General features: G+C 69.8%; 16 protein-coding genes. 8 read left to right on the top strand and 8 right to left on the bottom strand.

From position 1 onward, the window contains the following. Positions 1 to 12 precede the first annotated feature (12 nt). The 5 genes from ACQPXM_RS32690 to ACQPXM_RS32670 form a co-directional block, all read right to left on the bottom strand. Positions 13 to 798, bottom strand: a complete 786-nt coding sequence (locus ACQPXM_RS32690) for a nucleotidyl transferase AbiEii/AbiGii toxin family protein (RefSeq protein WP_432940987.1) — start codon at positions 796 to 798, stop codon at positions 13 to 15. Next, positions 798 to 1,154 carry a hypothetical protein gene (locus tag ACQPXM_RS32685; RefSeq protein WP_432940984.1) on the bottom strand — a complete coding sequence of 119 codons (357 nt, stop codon included), beginning with the start codon at positions 1,152 to 1,154 and terminating at the stop codon, positions 798 to 800. The genes ACQPXM_RS32690 and ACQPXM_RS32685 overlap by 1 nt, the downstream gene beginning before the upstream one ends. A 49-nt stretch (positions 1,155 to 1,203) precedes the next feature. Next, a complete protein-coding gene (locus ACQPXM_RS32680) occupies positions 1,204 to 1,851 on the bottom strand; it encodes a nucleotidyl transferase AbiEii/AbiGii toxin family protein (protein ID WP_432940981.1) in 648 nt (215 codons plus the stop codon). A 105-nt stretch (positions 1,852 to 1,956) separates the two neighbouring features. Then, on the bottom strand, positions 1,957 to 3,567 hold the full coding sequence (locus tag ACQPXM_RS32675) for an MDR family MFS transporter (protein WP_432940978.1): 1,611 nt from the start codon (positions 3,565 to 3,567) through the stop codon (positions 1,957 to 1,959). Next, a complete protein-coding gene (locus tag ACQPXM_RS32670) occupies positions 3,564 to 4,094 on the bottom strand; it encodes a MarR family winged helix-turn-helix transcriptional regulator (protein WP_432940975.1) in 531 nt (176 codons plus the stop codon). Before ACQPXM_RS32670 ends, ACQPXM_RS32675 begins: the two co-directional genes overlap by 4 nt. A gap of 123 nt (positions 4,095 to 4,217) precedes the next feature. Between ACQPXM_RS32670 and ACQPXM_RS32665 the strand changes: the two genes are divergently transcribed. Continuing rightward, complete coding sequence (locus tag ACQPXM_RS32665; protein ID WP_432940972.1) at positions 4,218 to 4,976, top strand: SDR family oxidoreductase; 759 nt, start codon at positions 4,218 to 4,220, stop codon at positions 4,974 to 4,976. Positions 4,977 to 5,038: 62 nt separating this feature from the next. Here the strand turns inward: ACQPXM_RS32665 and ACQPXM_RS32660 are convergent, their stop codons facing one another. Continuing rightward, complete coding sequence (locus ACQPXM_RS32660) at positions 5,039 to 5,638, bottom strand: choice-of-anchor C family protein (RefSeq protein WP_432940969.1); 600 nt, start codon at positions 5,636 to 5,638, stop codon at positions 5,039 to 5,041. 134 nt (positions 5,639 to 5,772) lie between these two features. On the opposite strand from ACQPXM_RS32660, the gene ACQPXM_RS32655 reads away from it, so the two are divergent. Genes ACQPXM_RS32655 through ACQPXM_RS32645 form a run of 3 tightly spaced genes read left to right on the top strand, consistent with a single transcriptional unit; the run spans position 5,773 to position 8,299 of the window. Continuing rightward, on the top strand, positions 5,773 to 6,720 hold the full coding sequence (locus tag ACQPXM_RS32655) for an ABC transporter ATP-binding protein (RefSeq protein WP_432940966.1): 948 nt from the start codon (positions 5,773 to 5,775) through the stop codon (positions 6,718 to 6,720). After that, positions 6,720 to 7,502, top strand: a complete 783-nt coding sequence (locus tag ACQPXM_RS32650; RefSeq protein WP_432940963.1) for an ABC transporter permease — start codon at positions 6,720 to 6,722, stop codon at positions 7,500 to 7,502. Before ACQPXM_RS32655 ends, ACQPXM_RS32650 begins: the two co-directional genes overlap by 1 nt. Next, on the top strand, positions 7,502 to 8,299 hold the full coding sequence (locus ACQPXM_RS32645; RefSeq protein ID WP_432940960.1) for an ABC transporter permease: 798 nt from the start codon (positions 7,502 to 7,504) through the stop codon (positions 8,297 to 8,299). The genes ACQPXM_RS32650 and ACQPXM_RS32645 overlap by 1 nt, the downstream gene beginning before the upstream one ends. Before the next feature lie 3 nt (positions 8,300 to 8,302). On the opposite strand, the gene ACQPXM_RS32640 is transcribed toward ACQPXM_RS32645, so the two are convergent. After that, positions 8,303 to 9,247 carry an aldo/keto reductase gene (locus tag ACQPXM_RS32640; protein ID WP_432940957.1) on the bottom strand — a complete coding sequence of 315 codons (945 nt, stop codon included), beginning with the start codon at positions 9,245 to 9,247 and terminating at the stop codon, positions 8,303 to 8,305. Positions 9,248 to 9,257: 10 nt separating this feature from the next. Continuing rightward, a complete protein-coding gene (locus ACQPXM_RS32635; RefSeq protein ID WP_432940954.1) occupies positions 9,258 to 10,520 on the bottom strand; it encodes an aminoglycoside phosphotransferase family protein in 1,263 nt (420 codons plus the stop codon). Positions 10,521 to 10,611: 91 nt separating this feature from the next. On the opposite strand from ACQPXM_RS32635, the gene ilvA reads away from it, so the two are divergent. Genes ilvA through ACQPXM_RS32615 form a run of 4 tightly spaced genes read left to right on the top strand, consistent with a single transcriptional unit; the run spans position 10,612 to position 14,859 of the window. After that, positions 10,612 to 11,817, top strand: a complete 1,206-nt coding sequence (ilvA, locus tag ACQPXM_RS32630; RefSeq protein WP_432940951.1) for a threonine ammonia-lyase — start codon at positions 10,612 to 10,614, stop codon at positions 11,815 to 11,817. A 26-nt stretch (positions 11,818 to 11,843) separates the two neighbouring features. Then, positions 11,844 to 13,181 (top strand): extracellular solute-binding protein, encoded by a 1,338-nt coding sequence (locus tag ACQPXM_RS32625; RefSeq protein ID WP_432940948.1) that lies wholly within the window; start codon positions 11,844 to 11,846, stop codon positions 13,179 to 13,181. Then, on the top strand, positions 13,178 to 14,056 hold the full coding sequence (locus ACQPXM_RS32620) for a carbohydrate ABC transporter permease (RefSeq protein WP_432940946.1): 879 nt from the start codon (positions 13,178 to 13,180) through the stop codon (positions 14,054 to 14,056). Before ACQPXM_RS32625 ends, ACQPXM_RS32620 begins: the two co-directional genes overlap by 4 nt. Next, a complete protein-coding gene (locus ACQPXM_RS32615; protein ID WP_432940943.1) occupies positions 14,053 to 14,859 on the top strand; it encodes a carbohydrate ABC transporter permease in 807 nt (268 codons plus the stop codon). The genes ACQPXM_RS32620 and ACQPXM_RS32615 overlap by 4 nt, the downstream gene beginning before the upstream one ends. Positions 14,860 to 14,868 lie beyond the last annotated feature (9 nt).

The following is a 14,868-nucleotide window of genomic DNA, read 5'->3' as shown; positions in this document are numbered from 1 at the left end:
GCGGCGTACGGACTAGCGGTCGCGGTCGTCGCGCCCGCGGTCCTGCTCGTACGACGGGGACCGGCGCGCCGCCTCGCCGGTCTGGCCGGAACGCCCAGGAGCTTGCCGGGCCGAACCGGTCTGCATCAGGCGGAGCGCGTTGTCGAGGTCCGGGCTCTCCGCCCGGGTCCGCAGCTCCCGCGCCCAGCCGCTCATGTCCTGCTTGAGCGTCGCGATCTGCTCAGGGCTCAACCCCTGCTGGGCGTAGTCCCGGTCGGGAATCCGCGCCGCGAAGTCGAGCTGCTCGGCGAACATCCCGCGGTCCATCGGCGAGGCCTCGCGCTCGTCGGCGAGCGCGAGCAGCTCGTCGTGCGTGTACCGCCCGGACTGCGCCGCGGCCTGCAGGTCGACGTAGTCCTTCGCCTCGCCGCGCTGGTAGACCGTGCCGACCTTCGAGCCGACGGCGTCCTGGACCGAGATCACCGGGCCGATGGACGATTCGACCGCCGGCCGGCTGCGATAGTCGCGCCCGAGCTCGAGCTGCGTCGTGCGGCCGTCCTTGGTGAGCTGGAGCTGCGCGTACTCGTCCGCCTGACGAGTGACGTTCACGCTGTAGCCCTGCTCGCCGTACGCCGTCTGCAGCCGCGCGACGGTCTGGCCGAAGTCGGTCTGCTGCTGGTCGGTGAACAGGTCGACGTCCTTGGACGGACGCGATCCGATCCCGTGCATCGCGAGGGCATGCCCACCCGCGAGCGCGTAGCCCTGGTCCCGCACAGCGGTCAGCCCGATCCGGGCCACCTGCTCGTGGTCGGGATCCATCACTGCCACACTCCGCCGGCTCCGATCGCCGCGAGCTGCGGGAAGGCCGTGTGCCACCGGCGCACGCAGTACCGGGGGAGGCGGAGCTGGGGCCACAGCGCGATCAGCAGGTCCTTGTTCAGGAACCGGACCAGGTCGTCGACCGTCGAGGCTTCGCTGATCACCGTCGTGTAGAGCGAGATCCGGTCGTCGGGATCACCCAGGTCGTAGCTGCGCCGCGGGCTCCAGTCGATCGGGATCGGAAGCTCGACGACCCCGGTGCCCGGACCGGTGAGCTGGTCGAGGGAGTCCGGTACGACGTACGGAATCCGCGTGGCGTGCAGGTCTCCCGGCTGGGTCCGGCGCTGGTCGTTCATTCGTCCATTGTCGATGACCACCGGTCCAGCCGCGTCGCGCGGTGTGGAGTCATGCCGCGCGTTCCAGCTGGTCGGCCCATTCGGCGGCCGTCTGCCGGATCCGGGCGATCAGGTCGGCCGGGGCGCCGTACCGGGTGAAGCCGGCGTCCGGGAGCCGGCTGCCGGCGCGGAGCTGGCCGGCGAACGTCGGCCGGTCCAGCGGCGTCACCTCGCGCTGGTCGGCGAGAGCCAGCGCCGTGTCCCGGTCGTAGCGGCCGCTGTCGAGGATCGCCTGGACGTCGATCAGGTCCCGCGGCTCCAGGCGTGAGTACACGGCGCCGACCTTGCTGCCGACCGCGTCCTGCTCGGACAGCACCGGTCCGATCTTCATGACGACGGGCGGGAACTGCCGATGGTCCACCCCGAGATCGGCCTTGCCGGTGGCGCCGTCCGGACCGGTGACCACGATCCGCGCGAACGCCGGAGTCTGCCGGGCCACGTCGGCTCGCAGCCCCTCGGCGTCGTAGGCCGCGATCAGCCGCTCGACCGCACCCGCGAAACGTTCGGCGTCCAGCAGGTCGGTGAACAGGTCGATGTCGTCGGAGTCCCGGTCGCCGAAGCCATGCGCCCGCAGCGCGTAGCCGCCGGCCAGCACGAACCCGTCGCCGGCGACGGCCTGCAGCCCGACGGTAGCCATCGTGGTCTGGAGCGGATCCATGCGGACAGTCTGCCGAGCGGCCGTACGCCGTACTCGAGCAGGGCCGGGCCGACGAACGACAGCCGCCCCCGGGCAATCCCGGGGGCAGCCGTCAGGTGGTGCGGATCAGTGCATCGCGGCGGCCGCGGAGGCCTCCAGGTTCGGCTCTTCGCCGTCCTTGGGGGCGTCGTCGCGACCGGCCAGCCGCTGCTCCGGGGTGATGATCGCCAGCACCAGCGCGATGACGAGGAAGGGCAGGGAGACCAGGAACACGTCGCCCATCGCCTCGACCAGGCCGAGCAGCGCCCAGCCCTGCATCGGCTCCTTGAGAGCGTGCAGCGCGTCGACGCTGTTGGCCGCCTTGGCCAGCATGCCGACCATGTTCTGCGCGGAGCTCGGGACGATGTCGCCCAGGTGCTCGGTCAGCCGGCTGGTCAGCACCGCGCCGTACACGGCCGTGCCGATCGCGCCACCCATCGAGCGGAAGAACGTCATCGTCGAGGTCGCGGTGCCCATGTGCTTGCGGGGCACGCTGTTCTGCGCGGCGGTGACGGTGATCTGCATCGACAGGCCCAGCCCGGCGCCCATCACGAACATGTAGATCGCCAGCTGCCAGTACGGCGTGCTCATGCTCAGCGTGGACAGCATCACCATCGCGCCGCCGACCAGGACCGCGGAGATGATCGGGTAGATCTTGTACCGCCCGGTCCGGCTCATCAGCTGGCCGCTGGGGATCGAGGCGCTGAAGATCCCGATGATCATCGGCAGCAGCGCCAGCCCCGAGCGGGTCGGCGACAGGTCCTTGACCGCCTGCAGGTACAGCGGCAGGAAGATCAGCGCGCCGAACATCGCGAAGCCGAGCAGGAAGGCGAAGCCGGCGTACCCGGAGAAGATCCGGCCCTTGAACAGGTCCATCGGGATGATCGGCTCGGAGACCCGCAGCTCGACGAAGACGAAGGCGACGGCGAGCACGACCGCGGCGACCAGCAGGCCGATCGTCGTGACCGAGCCCCAGCCGTTGTCCGGACCGCTCCACGAGATCGCCAGCAGCAGGGTGGTCACCGCGCCGGTGATCACGGCGGCGCCGAGGTAGTCGATCTTGTGCGACCGCTTCACGTGCGGCAGCTTCAGCACCGCGGCGACGATGCCCAGGGCAACCAGACCGATCGGCAGGTTGATCCAGAAGATCCAGCGCCAGCCGGGACCGTCGGTGAGCAGACCGCCGAGCAGCGGGCCGGCCACCGAGGACAGGCCGAAGACGGCACCGAAGTAGCCCATGTACTTGCCGCGCTCGCGCGGCGGGATCACGTCACCGATGGTGGCGAAGGCCAGCGACATCAGACCGCCGGCGCCGAGGCCCTGGACGGCGCGGAAGCCGATCAGTTCCTCGATGTTCTGCGCGAGGGCGGCCAGCACGGAGCCGGCCAGGAAGGTGACGATCGCCGCGATGAACAGCGGGCGGCGGCCGTACAGGTCGGAGATCTTGCCCCACAGCGGGGTCGAGGCGGTCGAGGTCAGCAGGTAGGCGGTGACCACCCAGGACAGCTTGTCCAGGCTGTTGAACTCGCTGACGATCTGCGGCAGCGCCGTACCGACGATGCTCTGGTCGAGCGCGGCCAGGAACATGCCGGCCATCAGGCCGCCGAGCACGACCAGGATCTGCTTGTGGGACAGGTAGCTCGGGGCGTTCGGATCCGGCGGGGCTCCGCCGGCGACGGCGGGCTCGGTGGTGCTCATCTGGTGCTCTCCACGTTCTGTTCGGTGTTCAGTCGCGCCGCGGCGGCCCAGCCCTTGTCGGCCCAGGCCTTGTCGTCGCGCGCGTCGGTGAGGTTGGCGACGCCGTCGGCGAACCGCGTCATCAGCCCCTCGAAGGTCCTGATGTCCTGCTCGGACCAGCCCTCCATGGCCTGGGTGAGCAACGCCATCCGGCGCTTGGCGTTCTTCTCCCACTCGGCGGTGCCCTGCTCGGTCAGCTCGACCCGGAAGGCGCGGCCGTCGTCGGGGTCGACAGAGCGCTGGACCAGGCCCGCCTGCTCCAGGGACCGCACATGCCGGCTGGCGGTGGAGGCGTCGATCTCCATCTTGTTCGCCAGGTCGGACAGCCGCAGCGCGCCGTTGCACCGCAGGACGAAGAGCACCAGGTGGGCGCTCTGGTCGAGGGTGTCACCGGGCTGCTTGGCCTTCAGCCGCCGCCCGATCCGGGTGAACGCGTGCAGAACCCCCTCGACAGGGGTCTGCGGAACGTACCCGTCATTTACATGCATGGTGCAAGCATATACATGCATGCGTGATACATGCAAATGAGTTTCCTAAGATGTCTGCTGAGGTGCCAGCGACTTACCGTTCGTGGTCTGGCGGTCACACAGTGCGTCGGAAATGGGGTCTGGATGCAGAAATTCGCGGTGGTCACGGGTGGCGGGTCGGGGCTCGGACGGGAGATGGCGCTCGCGCTCGCGGCCGCCGGGTTCCAGGTGACGGTGACCGGGCGGACGGAGGCGAAGCTGCTGGAGACCGCCGCGGCCGCCGAGCCGGTGGACGCGGTCGGCGATGCCGGGGTCGGTGAGGTGCGGACGGCGGTGCTGGACGTGACCGACGGCCGGGCGGTGCGCGAGTTCTTCGGCGGATTGCCGCGGCTGGATGTGCTGGTCAACAACGCGGGCACCGGGATGCCGGCCGCGCCGATCGAGCAGGTCGGAGAGGACGACTGGCGAGCGGTGGTCGACACCAACCTGACCGGCTCGTTCCTGTGCGCGCAGGCGGCGTTCGCGCTGATGCTGCGCCAGGACCCGAAGGGCGGCCGGATCATCAACAACGGCTCGCTGTCGGCGCACGTCCCGCGGCCGCACGCGATCGCCTACACCGCGTCCAAACACGCGATCACCGGGCTGACCAAGGGCCTGGAGCTCGAGGGCCGGCCGCACGGCATCACCGCCGGCCAGATCGACATCGGCAACGCGGCGACCGCGATGACCGAGCGGATGGAACAAGGCGTGCCGCAGCCGGACGGCTCGACCGCGATCGAGCCGACCTTCGACCCGAAGATCGTCGCCGACTTCGTCGCCCGGGTCGCACTGCTGCCGACGTCGGTCGCGGTGCCGACGTTGACCGTGATGGCCGCGGGCATGCCGTACGTCGGCCGCGGCTAGATCCGCAGGCCGACCACGGCTGGCCCGTACGCCGGCCGCCGGGGGCCGGCGTACGGGGACGGTCAGTGGATCCGGTTGACCGTGGGCGCCGAGGCCGGGCAGATGATCAGCAGGCAGCTGTCGACCTTGACGTCGTCGATCACCGCGCCCCAGGCCTGCGGGGACGTGCCGGCGAACTGCACGGTGGCCGAGGCGTTCAGGAGGTTGGTGAAGTAGAAGCTGCGGTAGGTCCAGCCCATGTTCGCGTTGGACTTGCCGGTCACGTCGAACGTGAACGTGTCGACCTCCTGGCCGTTGACCGTGACCCGGCCGCTCTTCACGGCCGGCGGGCCCTCGGAGTTGCCGGCCAGGGCGAACGTCACCTTGTACGTCGTCAGCAGTTGGGTGGGGATCGTGCGCGCGACCGCGCCGGGGCTCGAGCCGTTGAGGTCGAGGGACTGGCGGCCCTCGGCGTCCTGCCAGTCGGTGGTGAGGTCCACGCCGCCCGACGTCACCGTCCAGCCGTCGAACTGTTGGCCCGGGCCGAAGCTCTGGAACTCGACGGCCAGGACTGGGTCCTCGAAGCCGCTGGCGACAACCGGTGCGGCCGAGGCGGGTGACGCGGTCAGGGCGACCAGGGCGGTGGACAGGGCGAGCAGCAGCGTCGTACGGCGGAACTTCACGAAGCCTCCCCAGGCAGACGGACGGACGGGTCCTTGCTGTCAGCGTACGGTCACTCTCCGCAGTCGGCGCGGTCCGGCGGCGTGGGGGCAAAACGACAAGAGCTTTGTCGGCGCGTGCGTCTAGGGTCGGGGACGTGAGTGAGCAGCGGGAGTCCCTCGTCCATGCACGTGGACTGACCAAGGCGTACGGCGCGTTCGAGGCGGTGCGCGGGATCGATCTGGACGTCCGGCGCGGCGAGGCCTTCGGATTCCTCGGGCCGAACGGCGCGGGCAAGTCCTCCACGATGCGGATGATCGGTGCGGTGTCGCCGGTCAGTGGCGGGACGCTGCGGATCCTCGGGATGGACCCGGCGACCGACGGGCCGGCGATCCGTGCGCGGCTCGGGGTCTGCCCGCAGGACGACACGCTCGACACCGAGCTCTCGGTCCAGGAGAACCTGACCGTCTACGGCCGGTACTTCGGGCTGTCGCGGGCCGAGTGCCGGGCCAGGGCCGAGGAGTTGCTGGAGTTCGTCGCGCTCACCGACAAGGCCAAGGTCAAGGTCGACGAGCTGTCCGGTGGGATGAAGCGGCGGCTGACGATCGCGCGGTCGCTGGTCAGCAAGCCCGACCTGCTGCTGCTCGACGAGCCGACGACCGGGCTGGACCCGCAGGCGCGGCATCTGCTGTGGGACAAGCTGTTCCGGCTCAAGCAGGCCGGCGTCACGCTGATCATCACCACCCACTACATGGACGAGGCCGAGCAGTTGTGCGACCGGCTGGTGGTGATGGACGGCGGGCTGATCGCCGCCGAGGGTTCGCCGTACGAGCTGATCCGGGACTACTCGACCCGCGAGGTGACCGAGCTGCGGTTCGGGCCCGAGGTGATGTCGACCGACCACGACGCGCTGGCCGGCAAGGTCGAGGACCTGGCCCAGCGGATCGAGGTGCTGCCCGACCGGCTGCTGCTCTACACCGACGACGGTGAGCGCGCGGTCGCCGCGGTGCACGAGCGCGGGTTGCAGCCGGCCGCCGTGCTGGTCCGGCGGTCGACGCTGGAGGACGTGTTCCTGCGGCTGACCGGACGGACGCTGGTCGACTGATGAGCCTCGTCCTGGAAAACGGCCGCCGCCAGTTCGACTACTGGGCGACGGTCTACAAACGCACCTGGAAGGGCAGCCTGGTCAGCAGTTTCCTGCTGCCGCTGCTCTACCTGGCCGCGATGGGCATCGGTCTCGGCTCGTTCGTCGACGGCACCGGCACCGGTGCGCTCGGCGGGATTAGCTACCTGCAGTTCATCGCGCCCGGCCTGCTCGCGGCGACCGCGCTGCAGATCGCGGTCGGCGAGTCGACCTACCCGGTGCTGGGCGGGATCAAGTGGCAGAAGTTCTACTTCTCGATGATCGCCACGCCGCTGCGGCCGGCCGACGTGATGTACGGGCAGCTCGCGTTCATCGCCTTCCGGGTGCTGTCCACCTGCGTGGTGTTCCTGGTGGTGATCGCGCTGTTCGGCGGGCTGGCGACGCCCTGGGGCCTGTTCGGGCTGCCGGTCGCGCTGCTGGTCGGGATGGCCGCGTCGGCGCCGGTCTGCGCGGTCGCCACCCGGCTCGACAACGACTCCGGCTTCGCGATGATCTTCCGGTTCGGCGTGATCCCGGCGTTCCTGTTCTCCGGCGCGTTCTTCCCGGTCTCCCAGCTGCCGAACTGGATCGAGTGGCTGGCCTACCTGAGCCCGCTGTGGCACGGCGTCGAGCTGTCGCGTGACCTGAGCCTCGGCACGGTCGACCCGCTGGCGGCGCTGGGCAACCTGGCGTACCTGGCCGCCTGGTTCGTTGTCGGTACGTGGTTCGCGGTCCGCGGCCTGACCCGGAGGTTGATCAGCTGATGGCGACTCTCACCGCGCGCGTGCTGCCGCTCCCGCTCGGCAACGGCCGGCACCTGGTCGAGCGCAACTTCCTGGTCTACCGGCACGCCTGGGTCGTGTTCGTCTCCGGCTTCTTCGAGCCGGTCTTCTACCTGCTGTCGATCGGCGTCGGCGTCGCCCAGCTGGTCGGCGACTTCCACCTGGCCGACGGCACGGCGATCGGCTACGCCGCGTTCGTCGCGCCGGCGATGCTGGCCAGCTCGGCGATGAACGGCGCGGTCTTCGACTCGACGTACAACATCTTCTTCCGGATGAAGTACGCCAAGCTGTACGACTCGATGCTGGCCACGCCGCTGCGGCCGTGGGACGTCGCGACCGGCGAGGTGACCTGGGCGTTGCTGCGCGGAGCCTGCTACTCGGCGGTCTTCCTCGTGGTGATGCTGGTGATGGGGCTGGTCGAGTCGTGGTGGGCGCTGCTCGCGCTGCCGGCCTCGGTGCTGATCGGGTTCGCGTTCGCCGGCGCCGGCATGGCGATGACGACGTTCATGCGAAGCTGGCAGGACTTCGAGTTCGTCCAGCTGGCGACGATGCCGATGTTCCTGTTCTCGGCGACGTTCTACCCGATCGAAACCTATCCCGGCGCGATCCGCTGGCTGGTCGAGATCACGCCGCTCTACCAGGGCGTCGCGCTCGAACGCGCGCTGACCACCGGCACCGTCGGCTGGACGCTGGTGATCAACGCGCTCTACCTGGTCGCGATGGGTACCGCCGGCATGTACGTCGCCTCACGCCGGCTGGGCAAACTGCTGCTCAAGTAGGCCCTACCAGGCGAGGTGCTGGTCGCCCAGGCGGTCGGCGTACCAGGTGCGGATCGCGTCGACGGTTTCCGTGGGCAGCGGCTCGGCGGCCGAGGCGATGCTGGTCTCCAGGTGCTCGATCGAGCGGGTGCCGGGGATGACGGTGCAGACGCCCTCGTTCGCGAGCAGGAATCGCACCGCCGCGTCGACCAGGCTTGTGCCGGACGGCAGCAGGGCCCGGAGCTCGTCGACCAGACCGGCGCGGTGGGCCACGTCCTCGGGCGACCACCGCGACCGTACGTCGTCGAAGGTGCTGCGCGCGTCGTACCGGCCGGACAGCCAGCCGGACTCCAGCGGGACCTTGACGATCACGCCGGCGCCGTACGCGGGGGCTTGGGAAACGCTCGGCCAGGTCTCCTGGAAGAGCGCCGACATCCGGACCTCGAGTGCCTGCGAGCTGGTGTTCGCCAGCACGGTCCGGACGTCCTGGTCCCAGTCCACCGAGGCGCCGAACGCACGGATCAACCCCTTGTCCCGCAGCGTTTCCAGGGCGGCGTAGTGCTCGGCGCTGTTCAGCACCTCCGGCGGTGGGCTGTGCAGGACGACAACGTCGATGTGGTCGACGCCCATCCGCCGCGCGCTGCCCTCGACCGAGGTCGCGACCGCGTCGACCGACCAGTCGGCGCGGCCGTCGTGCGTCGGGCCGACCTTGGTGCAGAGCACAACCTGGTCGCGCGGGACGCTCTGCAGCGCGGTGCCGACGTTGAGCTCGCTCTGGCCGTCGGCGTACGCCGGGGCGGTGTCGATGAAGTTGATGCCGGCGTCGACTGCGGCGTGCACGATCCGCACCGCTTCGTCCGGGTCCGGACCGGTCGGCCAGCTGGACGACCTGCCGAGCTGCCACGCCCCCAGCCCGATCGTGCTGACGTCGATGCCGGAGGTGCCGAGAGGGCGCATCTGCAAGGTCATAACGCTCAACCTAGTCGAGTGGGGCGCTCCGGTCCGCCAGGATTTTGCGCAGCCACCACACTCCGCCGCTGAGCATCGATGCGCGGCTCGATCCGGTGAGGTTGTCGACCAGGTGGAGGTAGGTGACCGCCTGATAGACCTCGCCGACCTCGCCGGCCAGCTCGAGCGCGCGCCGTAGGTCGGGGAGCGGGGCGTAGTCCTGCCACTCGGCGAGGTACGCGTCGATCACCCGGGGTTCGCGCGACAGCGGCGAGCGGCCTTCGACGAAGGTGACCAGGTCGAGGAACGGATGCGCCAGCGCCGCGTCGGTCCAGTCGAACGCGAGCGCGTTGCCGTCCCGTACGGCGACGTTGCGCGGATGCAGGTCGCCGTGCAGCAGGGTCTCCGGTACGCCGATCGACGCCAGCTCGGCGGTCGCGTCCTGCAGGGCCTTCGAGCGATCGGGCAACCGGTCGCGTTCTTCGGTGGTGAGCTCGCCGGTCAGCGCGTTCGGACCGAGGACGTGCGGAACTTCGAGGGCGAGGCGGTCGAGACGCCGGTCGGTGCAACTCATCTCGAGCAGGGTTTCGGGGGTGTCGGCGTAGCTGCGCTGCAACCGGGCGTGGGAGGACAGCGCCTTGGTCCAGAGACCCACGTCGGTCTGCGCGGCGAGTGGCTCGCCGAGGTCCGGGAGCAGCATCCAGGCGCGCTGCTCGTCGACGGCGATCGGCTCGACGACCAGGCCGGGACGCTCGGCGGACAGCCGCCGCAGAAAGGCGGGTTCGTGGGCGAAGAGGAGGGGAAGGGCGTTCGGGTCAGCCGGTACGACGGTCGAGGCGTGGGCGATCGCCTTGAAGTAGGCAGTGCCTGTGGTGGTGGGGACGCGGAAGACGTTGGACAGCCCCCAGGAACGAACCTGTTCCGGCGGCCCGGTGCGCTCGAGCTGCTTGTCGATCCAGGGCAGCGCGTCGGCGTACCAGCCGGGTTGTGTCCAAGCAAGGGAAGTTCCGGAAAGGTGTTTGCGGGCGGCCACGACCAGTGGTTCGTCCAGGGACGTCACCCAGTGCGCGTCGACCGGAATGTTGCCTACAGCCACCATCAGGTACGCCGGCCCGTCGGCGTCGAGGCACTCCAGCACGTACGCCTCGATCCCGTGCTGCTCCGCGAACCCGCGCACGACGGCGTCGACGTCCGGGAACCAGTGCTCGCCCGCCAGCTCGATCCGCGGCAGTCCCGACGGCAGCACGAGCACCGCCTCGTCCTCCGGGCGTACCACCACAGCCGTCACGGTCACCGCCGCATCGTAGGCGGCAACCGTCTGCACGGCGTACGGGTTTTCGCGGAAATGAGCGCCGAGCGGGCGCCGATCGGCTTAGTGTGAACACGTGAGCATCAGTGCGGCGGAGATCGCCCGGGCAGCCGACCTCCTGCACGACGTCGTGGCGCCGACGCCGTTGGAGTACTCGCGGTGGTTGAGCGACCTGGTCGGCGGCGACGTCTTCCTGAAGTGCGAGAACCTGCAGCGGACCGGGTCGTTCAAGTTGCGCGGCGCGTACGTGCGGATGGCGCGGCTGTCGAAGCGGGAGAAGGCGCGCGGTGTGGTCGCGGCCAGCGCCGGTAACCACGCGCAGGGCGTCGCCCTGGCCGCGCAGCTGCTCGGGATCAAGTCGACCGTGTTCATGCCGCACGGCGCGCCGATCCCGAAGGAGAAGGCGACCCGCGCGTACGGCGCGGACGTCCGGTTCGTCGGCACGTCGATCGACGACTGCCTGCGCGCGGCGCGGGCGTTCGAGGCCGAGACCGGGGCGATCCTGATCCACCCGTTCGACCACCCGGACATCGTCGCGGGCCAGGCGACCGCGGGGCTGGAGATCGTCGAGCAGTGCCCGCAGGTCCGGACCGTCGTCGTACCGACCGGTGGTGGCGGACTGGTCGCCGGGATCGCGACCGCGATGCAGCGCGACGGGATCCCGATCAGCGTGGTCGGCGTCCAGGCCAAGGGCGCCGCGGCGTACCCGGCCTCGCTGGCGGCGGGGGAGCCGGTCGCGCTGGAGCGGATGAGCACGATGGCCGACGGGATCGCGGTCGGGCTGCCGGGCCAGGTGCCGTTCGCGGCGATCCAGGCCTACGTCGACGAGGTGCTCACGGTCGGCGAGGACTCGTTGTCCAAGGCCCTCTTGCTGGTGCTGGAGCGCGCCAAACTCGTGGTCGAACCGGCCGGCGCGGCCGCGGTTGCCGCCGTACTGGACGATCCCAAGCGGTTCAAGCCGCCGGTAGTCGTGGTGCTGTCGGGCGGCAACATCGACCCGGTGCTGTTGATGCGCGTCCTGCGGCACGGCATGGCGGCGGCCAACCGCTACCTGTCGCTGCGGGTGCGGATCCCGGACACGCCGGGTGGGCTGGCGAAGCTGCTGACCCGCCTGGCCGAGGTCGAGGCCAACATCATCGAGGTGCTGCACGAACGCATCTCCGAGACCCTGGACCTGGACGAGGTCGAGGTCGCGTTGCAGCTGGAGACCCGGGGTGAGGAACACCGGATGCGGGTATTGAACAGCCTGAGCAGCCACGGATACACCTACACGCTGAACTGATCGACACTGAACCGAGGAGCCCCCAAGTGAAGGTCGTCGCCCTAGCGGCAGCAGCTTTGTTGTTGACCACCGCCTGTACGCCGGGGTCGGACGCCCCGGAAGGTGGTGCGAGCGCGCCGAGCTCGGTGAAGACCGACGCGGCCTCGCTGGGAGACGTCACCCTGACCGTGTGGGACCAGGAGGTCCGGGGCGGGCAGGCGGCGCAGATGGCCGAGCTGAACAAGCAGTTCGAGGCGAAGTACCCGAACATCAAGCTGAAGCGCGTGTCCCGGTCGTTCGACGACCTGAAGACCACGCTGCGGCTCGCGCTGTCGGGCAACGACGCCCCGGACGTCGTCCAGGCCAACAACGGGCGCTCCGACATGGGCGAGTTCGTCAAGGCCGGTCAGCTCGTCCCGCTGGACGAGTGGGCCAAGGCCTACGACTGGGGCAGCCGCTACCCGGAGTCCGTGCTGCAGTACTCGCGCTACTCCGCCGACGGCAAGACGTTCGGCGAGGGCAACCTCTACGGCCTGCCGCAGGTCGGTGAGGTGGTCGGTCTCTACTACAACAAGGAGAAGCTGACCAAGCTCGGTGTGCAGCCGCCGGCCACCTGGGCGGAGTTCGAGGACGCGCTGGCCAAGGCGAAGGCGGCCGGCGAGGTCCCGATGCAGCTGGGCAACCTGGACAAGTGGCCGGCCATTCACGTCTTCGGCACCGTGCAGGACAAGACCACGCCGGCCGACCAGATCACCACGCTCGCCTTCGGCCGCCCCGGCGCGTCCTGGAAGACGCCGGAGAACACGAAGGCCGCCGAGAACCTGGTCTCCTGGGTGGACAAGGGCTACTTCAACTCCGGCTTCAACGGTCAGGGCTACGACCCGGCCTGGCAGGCCTTCGGCAAGGGCAGCGGCGTCTTCCTGATCGCCGGCACCTGGTTGCAGGCCGACCTGCAGAAGGCGCTCGGCACCAAGGTCGGCTTCATGCTGCCGCCCGGCCCGGACGCGAACGCCAAGCCGGTGGTCACCGGTGGCACCGGCCTGCCGTTCGCGATGACGAACAAGGCGAAGAACAAGGACGCCGCCGCGGCGTACATCAACTTCATCACCAGCCCGGACGCGATGAAGGTGCTCACCGCCACCGGCAACCTGCCGATCGCCGACACCGGCAAGCAGCAGGCGCCGGCCGGGCTGGCCAAGGACGTCTTCGCCGCCTTCGGTACGGCGGTCGACCAGGAGGGCCTGGTGCCGTACCTGGACTACGCGACGCCGACGATGTACGACACCCTCGGCGCGGCGCTGCAGGACCTGATGGCCAAGAAGGCGACACCGGAGCAGTTCCTGGACAAGCTGGAGGCCGACTACAGCAAGTTCGCCGGCAAGTGAGTTCACCGCCCGGCGAGCCCCGCAAGATCGGGTACCTCTACATCCTGCCGGCCCTGGTCGTCTACGGACTGTTCCTGCTCTACCCGCTGGGCCGGGCCGTGCACCTGTCGCTGTTCGAGTGGGACGGCATCTCGCTCGGCAAGTTCGTCGGGCTGAGCAACTACGCCGACGTGGTCGCCGACGCCGGCCTGCGGGCGGCGTTCGGGCACGCGCTGGTGCTGATCGTGTTCTACTCGGTGCTTCCGGTGGTGATCGGGCTCGCGCTGGCGTCCGTGCTGCAGCGCGCCCGGGTCCGCGGGCTGGCGTTCTTCCGGACCGTCGTCTTCCTGCCGCAGGTGGTCGCGATGGTCGTGGTGGCCGTTGCCTGGCGCCACATCTACGCGCCGGACGGGCCGCTGAACGACGTACTGCGGGCGGTGGGGCTGGACGGTCTGGCCCGCGGCTGGCTCGGGGACTACACGTTCGCGCTGCCCGCGGTCGGGGTGATCGGGACCTGGTTCGAGACCGGGCTGGTCACCGTGCTGCTGCTGGCGGGCATGGCGCGGATTCCGCGTGAGCGGTACGAGGCCGCCCGGCTGGACGGTGCCGGATCGGTGGCCGAGTTCTTCGCGGTCGTGCTGCCCGCCGTTCGAGGCGAGATCGCGGTCGCCGTGACGCTGACGGTGATCGCCGCGCTGCGCACCTTCGACCTGGTCTACGTGACCACCAGCGGCGGACCGGGGAACTCGACCAGCGTCCCGTCGTACGAGGTGTACCACCGGGCGTTCGAGCTCGGGCAGGTCGGCTCGGCGGCCGCGATCGGGGTCTGCCTGACCGTGCTGATCTTCGTGATCACGCTCGGCGTCAACCGGATCGCCGATCGGAGTACGGCGTGAGGGCGCCGGCGGCCGAGCGGTTCGGCAACTACCTGCTGCTGATCGTGTTCGGGTGCTTCGCGCTGGCACCGATCGTGTCGATCGTCGCCGCGGCGCTCGGGCCGGACGACGGCGGCAGCGGGTCGAGCGGGCTGGGCAACTTCGGCAAGGCGTGGGAGATCGGGCACTTCGGCACGTACCTGCGGATGAGCCTGCTGGTGTCGGTGTCCGTGGTCGTCGCCAGCGTGCTGCTGTCGATCCTCAGCGGGTACGCGTTCGGCACGATGCGGTTCCGCGGCGCGGGCGTGCTGTTCTACCTGTTCCTGCTGGGCATCATGATGCCGACCGAGGCGATCGTCGTACCGCTGTACTTCGACCTGCGGTCGCTCGGGCTGACCGACACGTACTGGGCGGTGGCGTTGCCGCAGGTCGCGCAATCCGTTGCCTTTGGCACCTTCTGGATGCGGGCCTACTTCCGGTCGTCGAGCCGGTCGCTGGTCGAGGCGGCGCGGCTGGACGGCGCCGGGCACTGGCGCACGCTCTGGCAGGTCCTCGTCCCGCCGGCCCGCCCGGCGCTGGTGACGCTGATCGTGCTGGTGTTCATGTGGACGTGGAACGAGTTCCTGATCCCGCTGGTGATGGTGACGAGCGAGTCACTGCGGACGGCGCCGCTCGGGCTCGCGTTCTTCTCCGGCCAGTACACGTCGGGCTTCACGCTGCTGGCCGCGGGCGCGGTGATCGTCGGGCTGCCCGTCGTGCTGGTCTACGCGTTCCTGCAGCGGCACTTCATCGCCGGCATGCTGGAAGGCGCCGTACGGGAGTAGTTATAGGTC

The sequence above is a fragment of the Kribbella sp. CA-253562 genome (assembly GCF_050942265.1).
GTDB lineage: Bacteria > Actinomycetota > Actinomycetes > Propionibacteriales > Kribbellaceae > Kribbella.
This window is presented reverse-complemented; position numbering and strand designations above follow the sequence as displayed.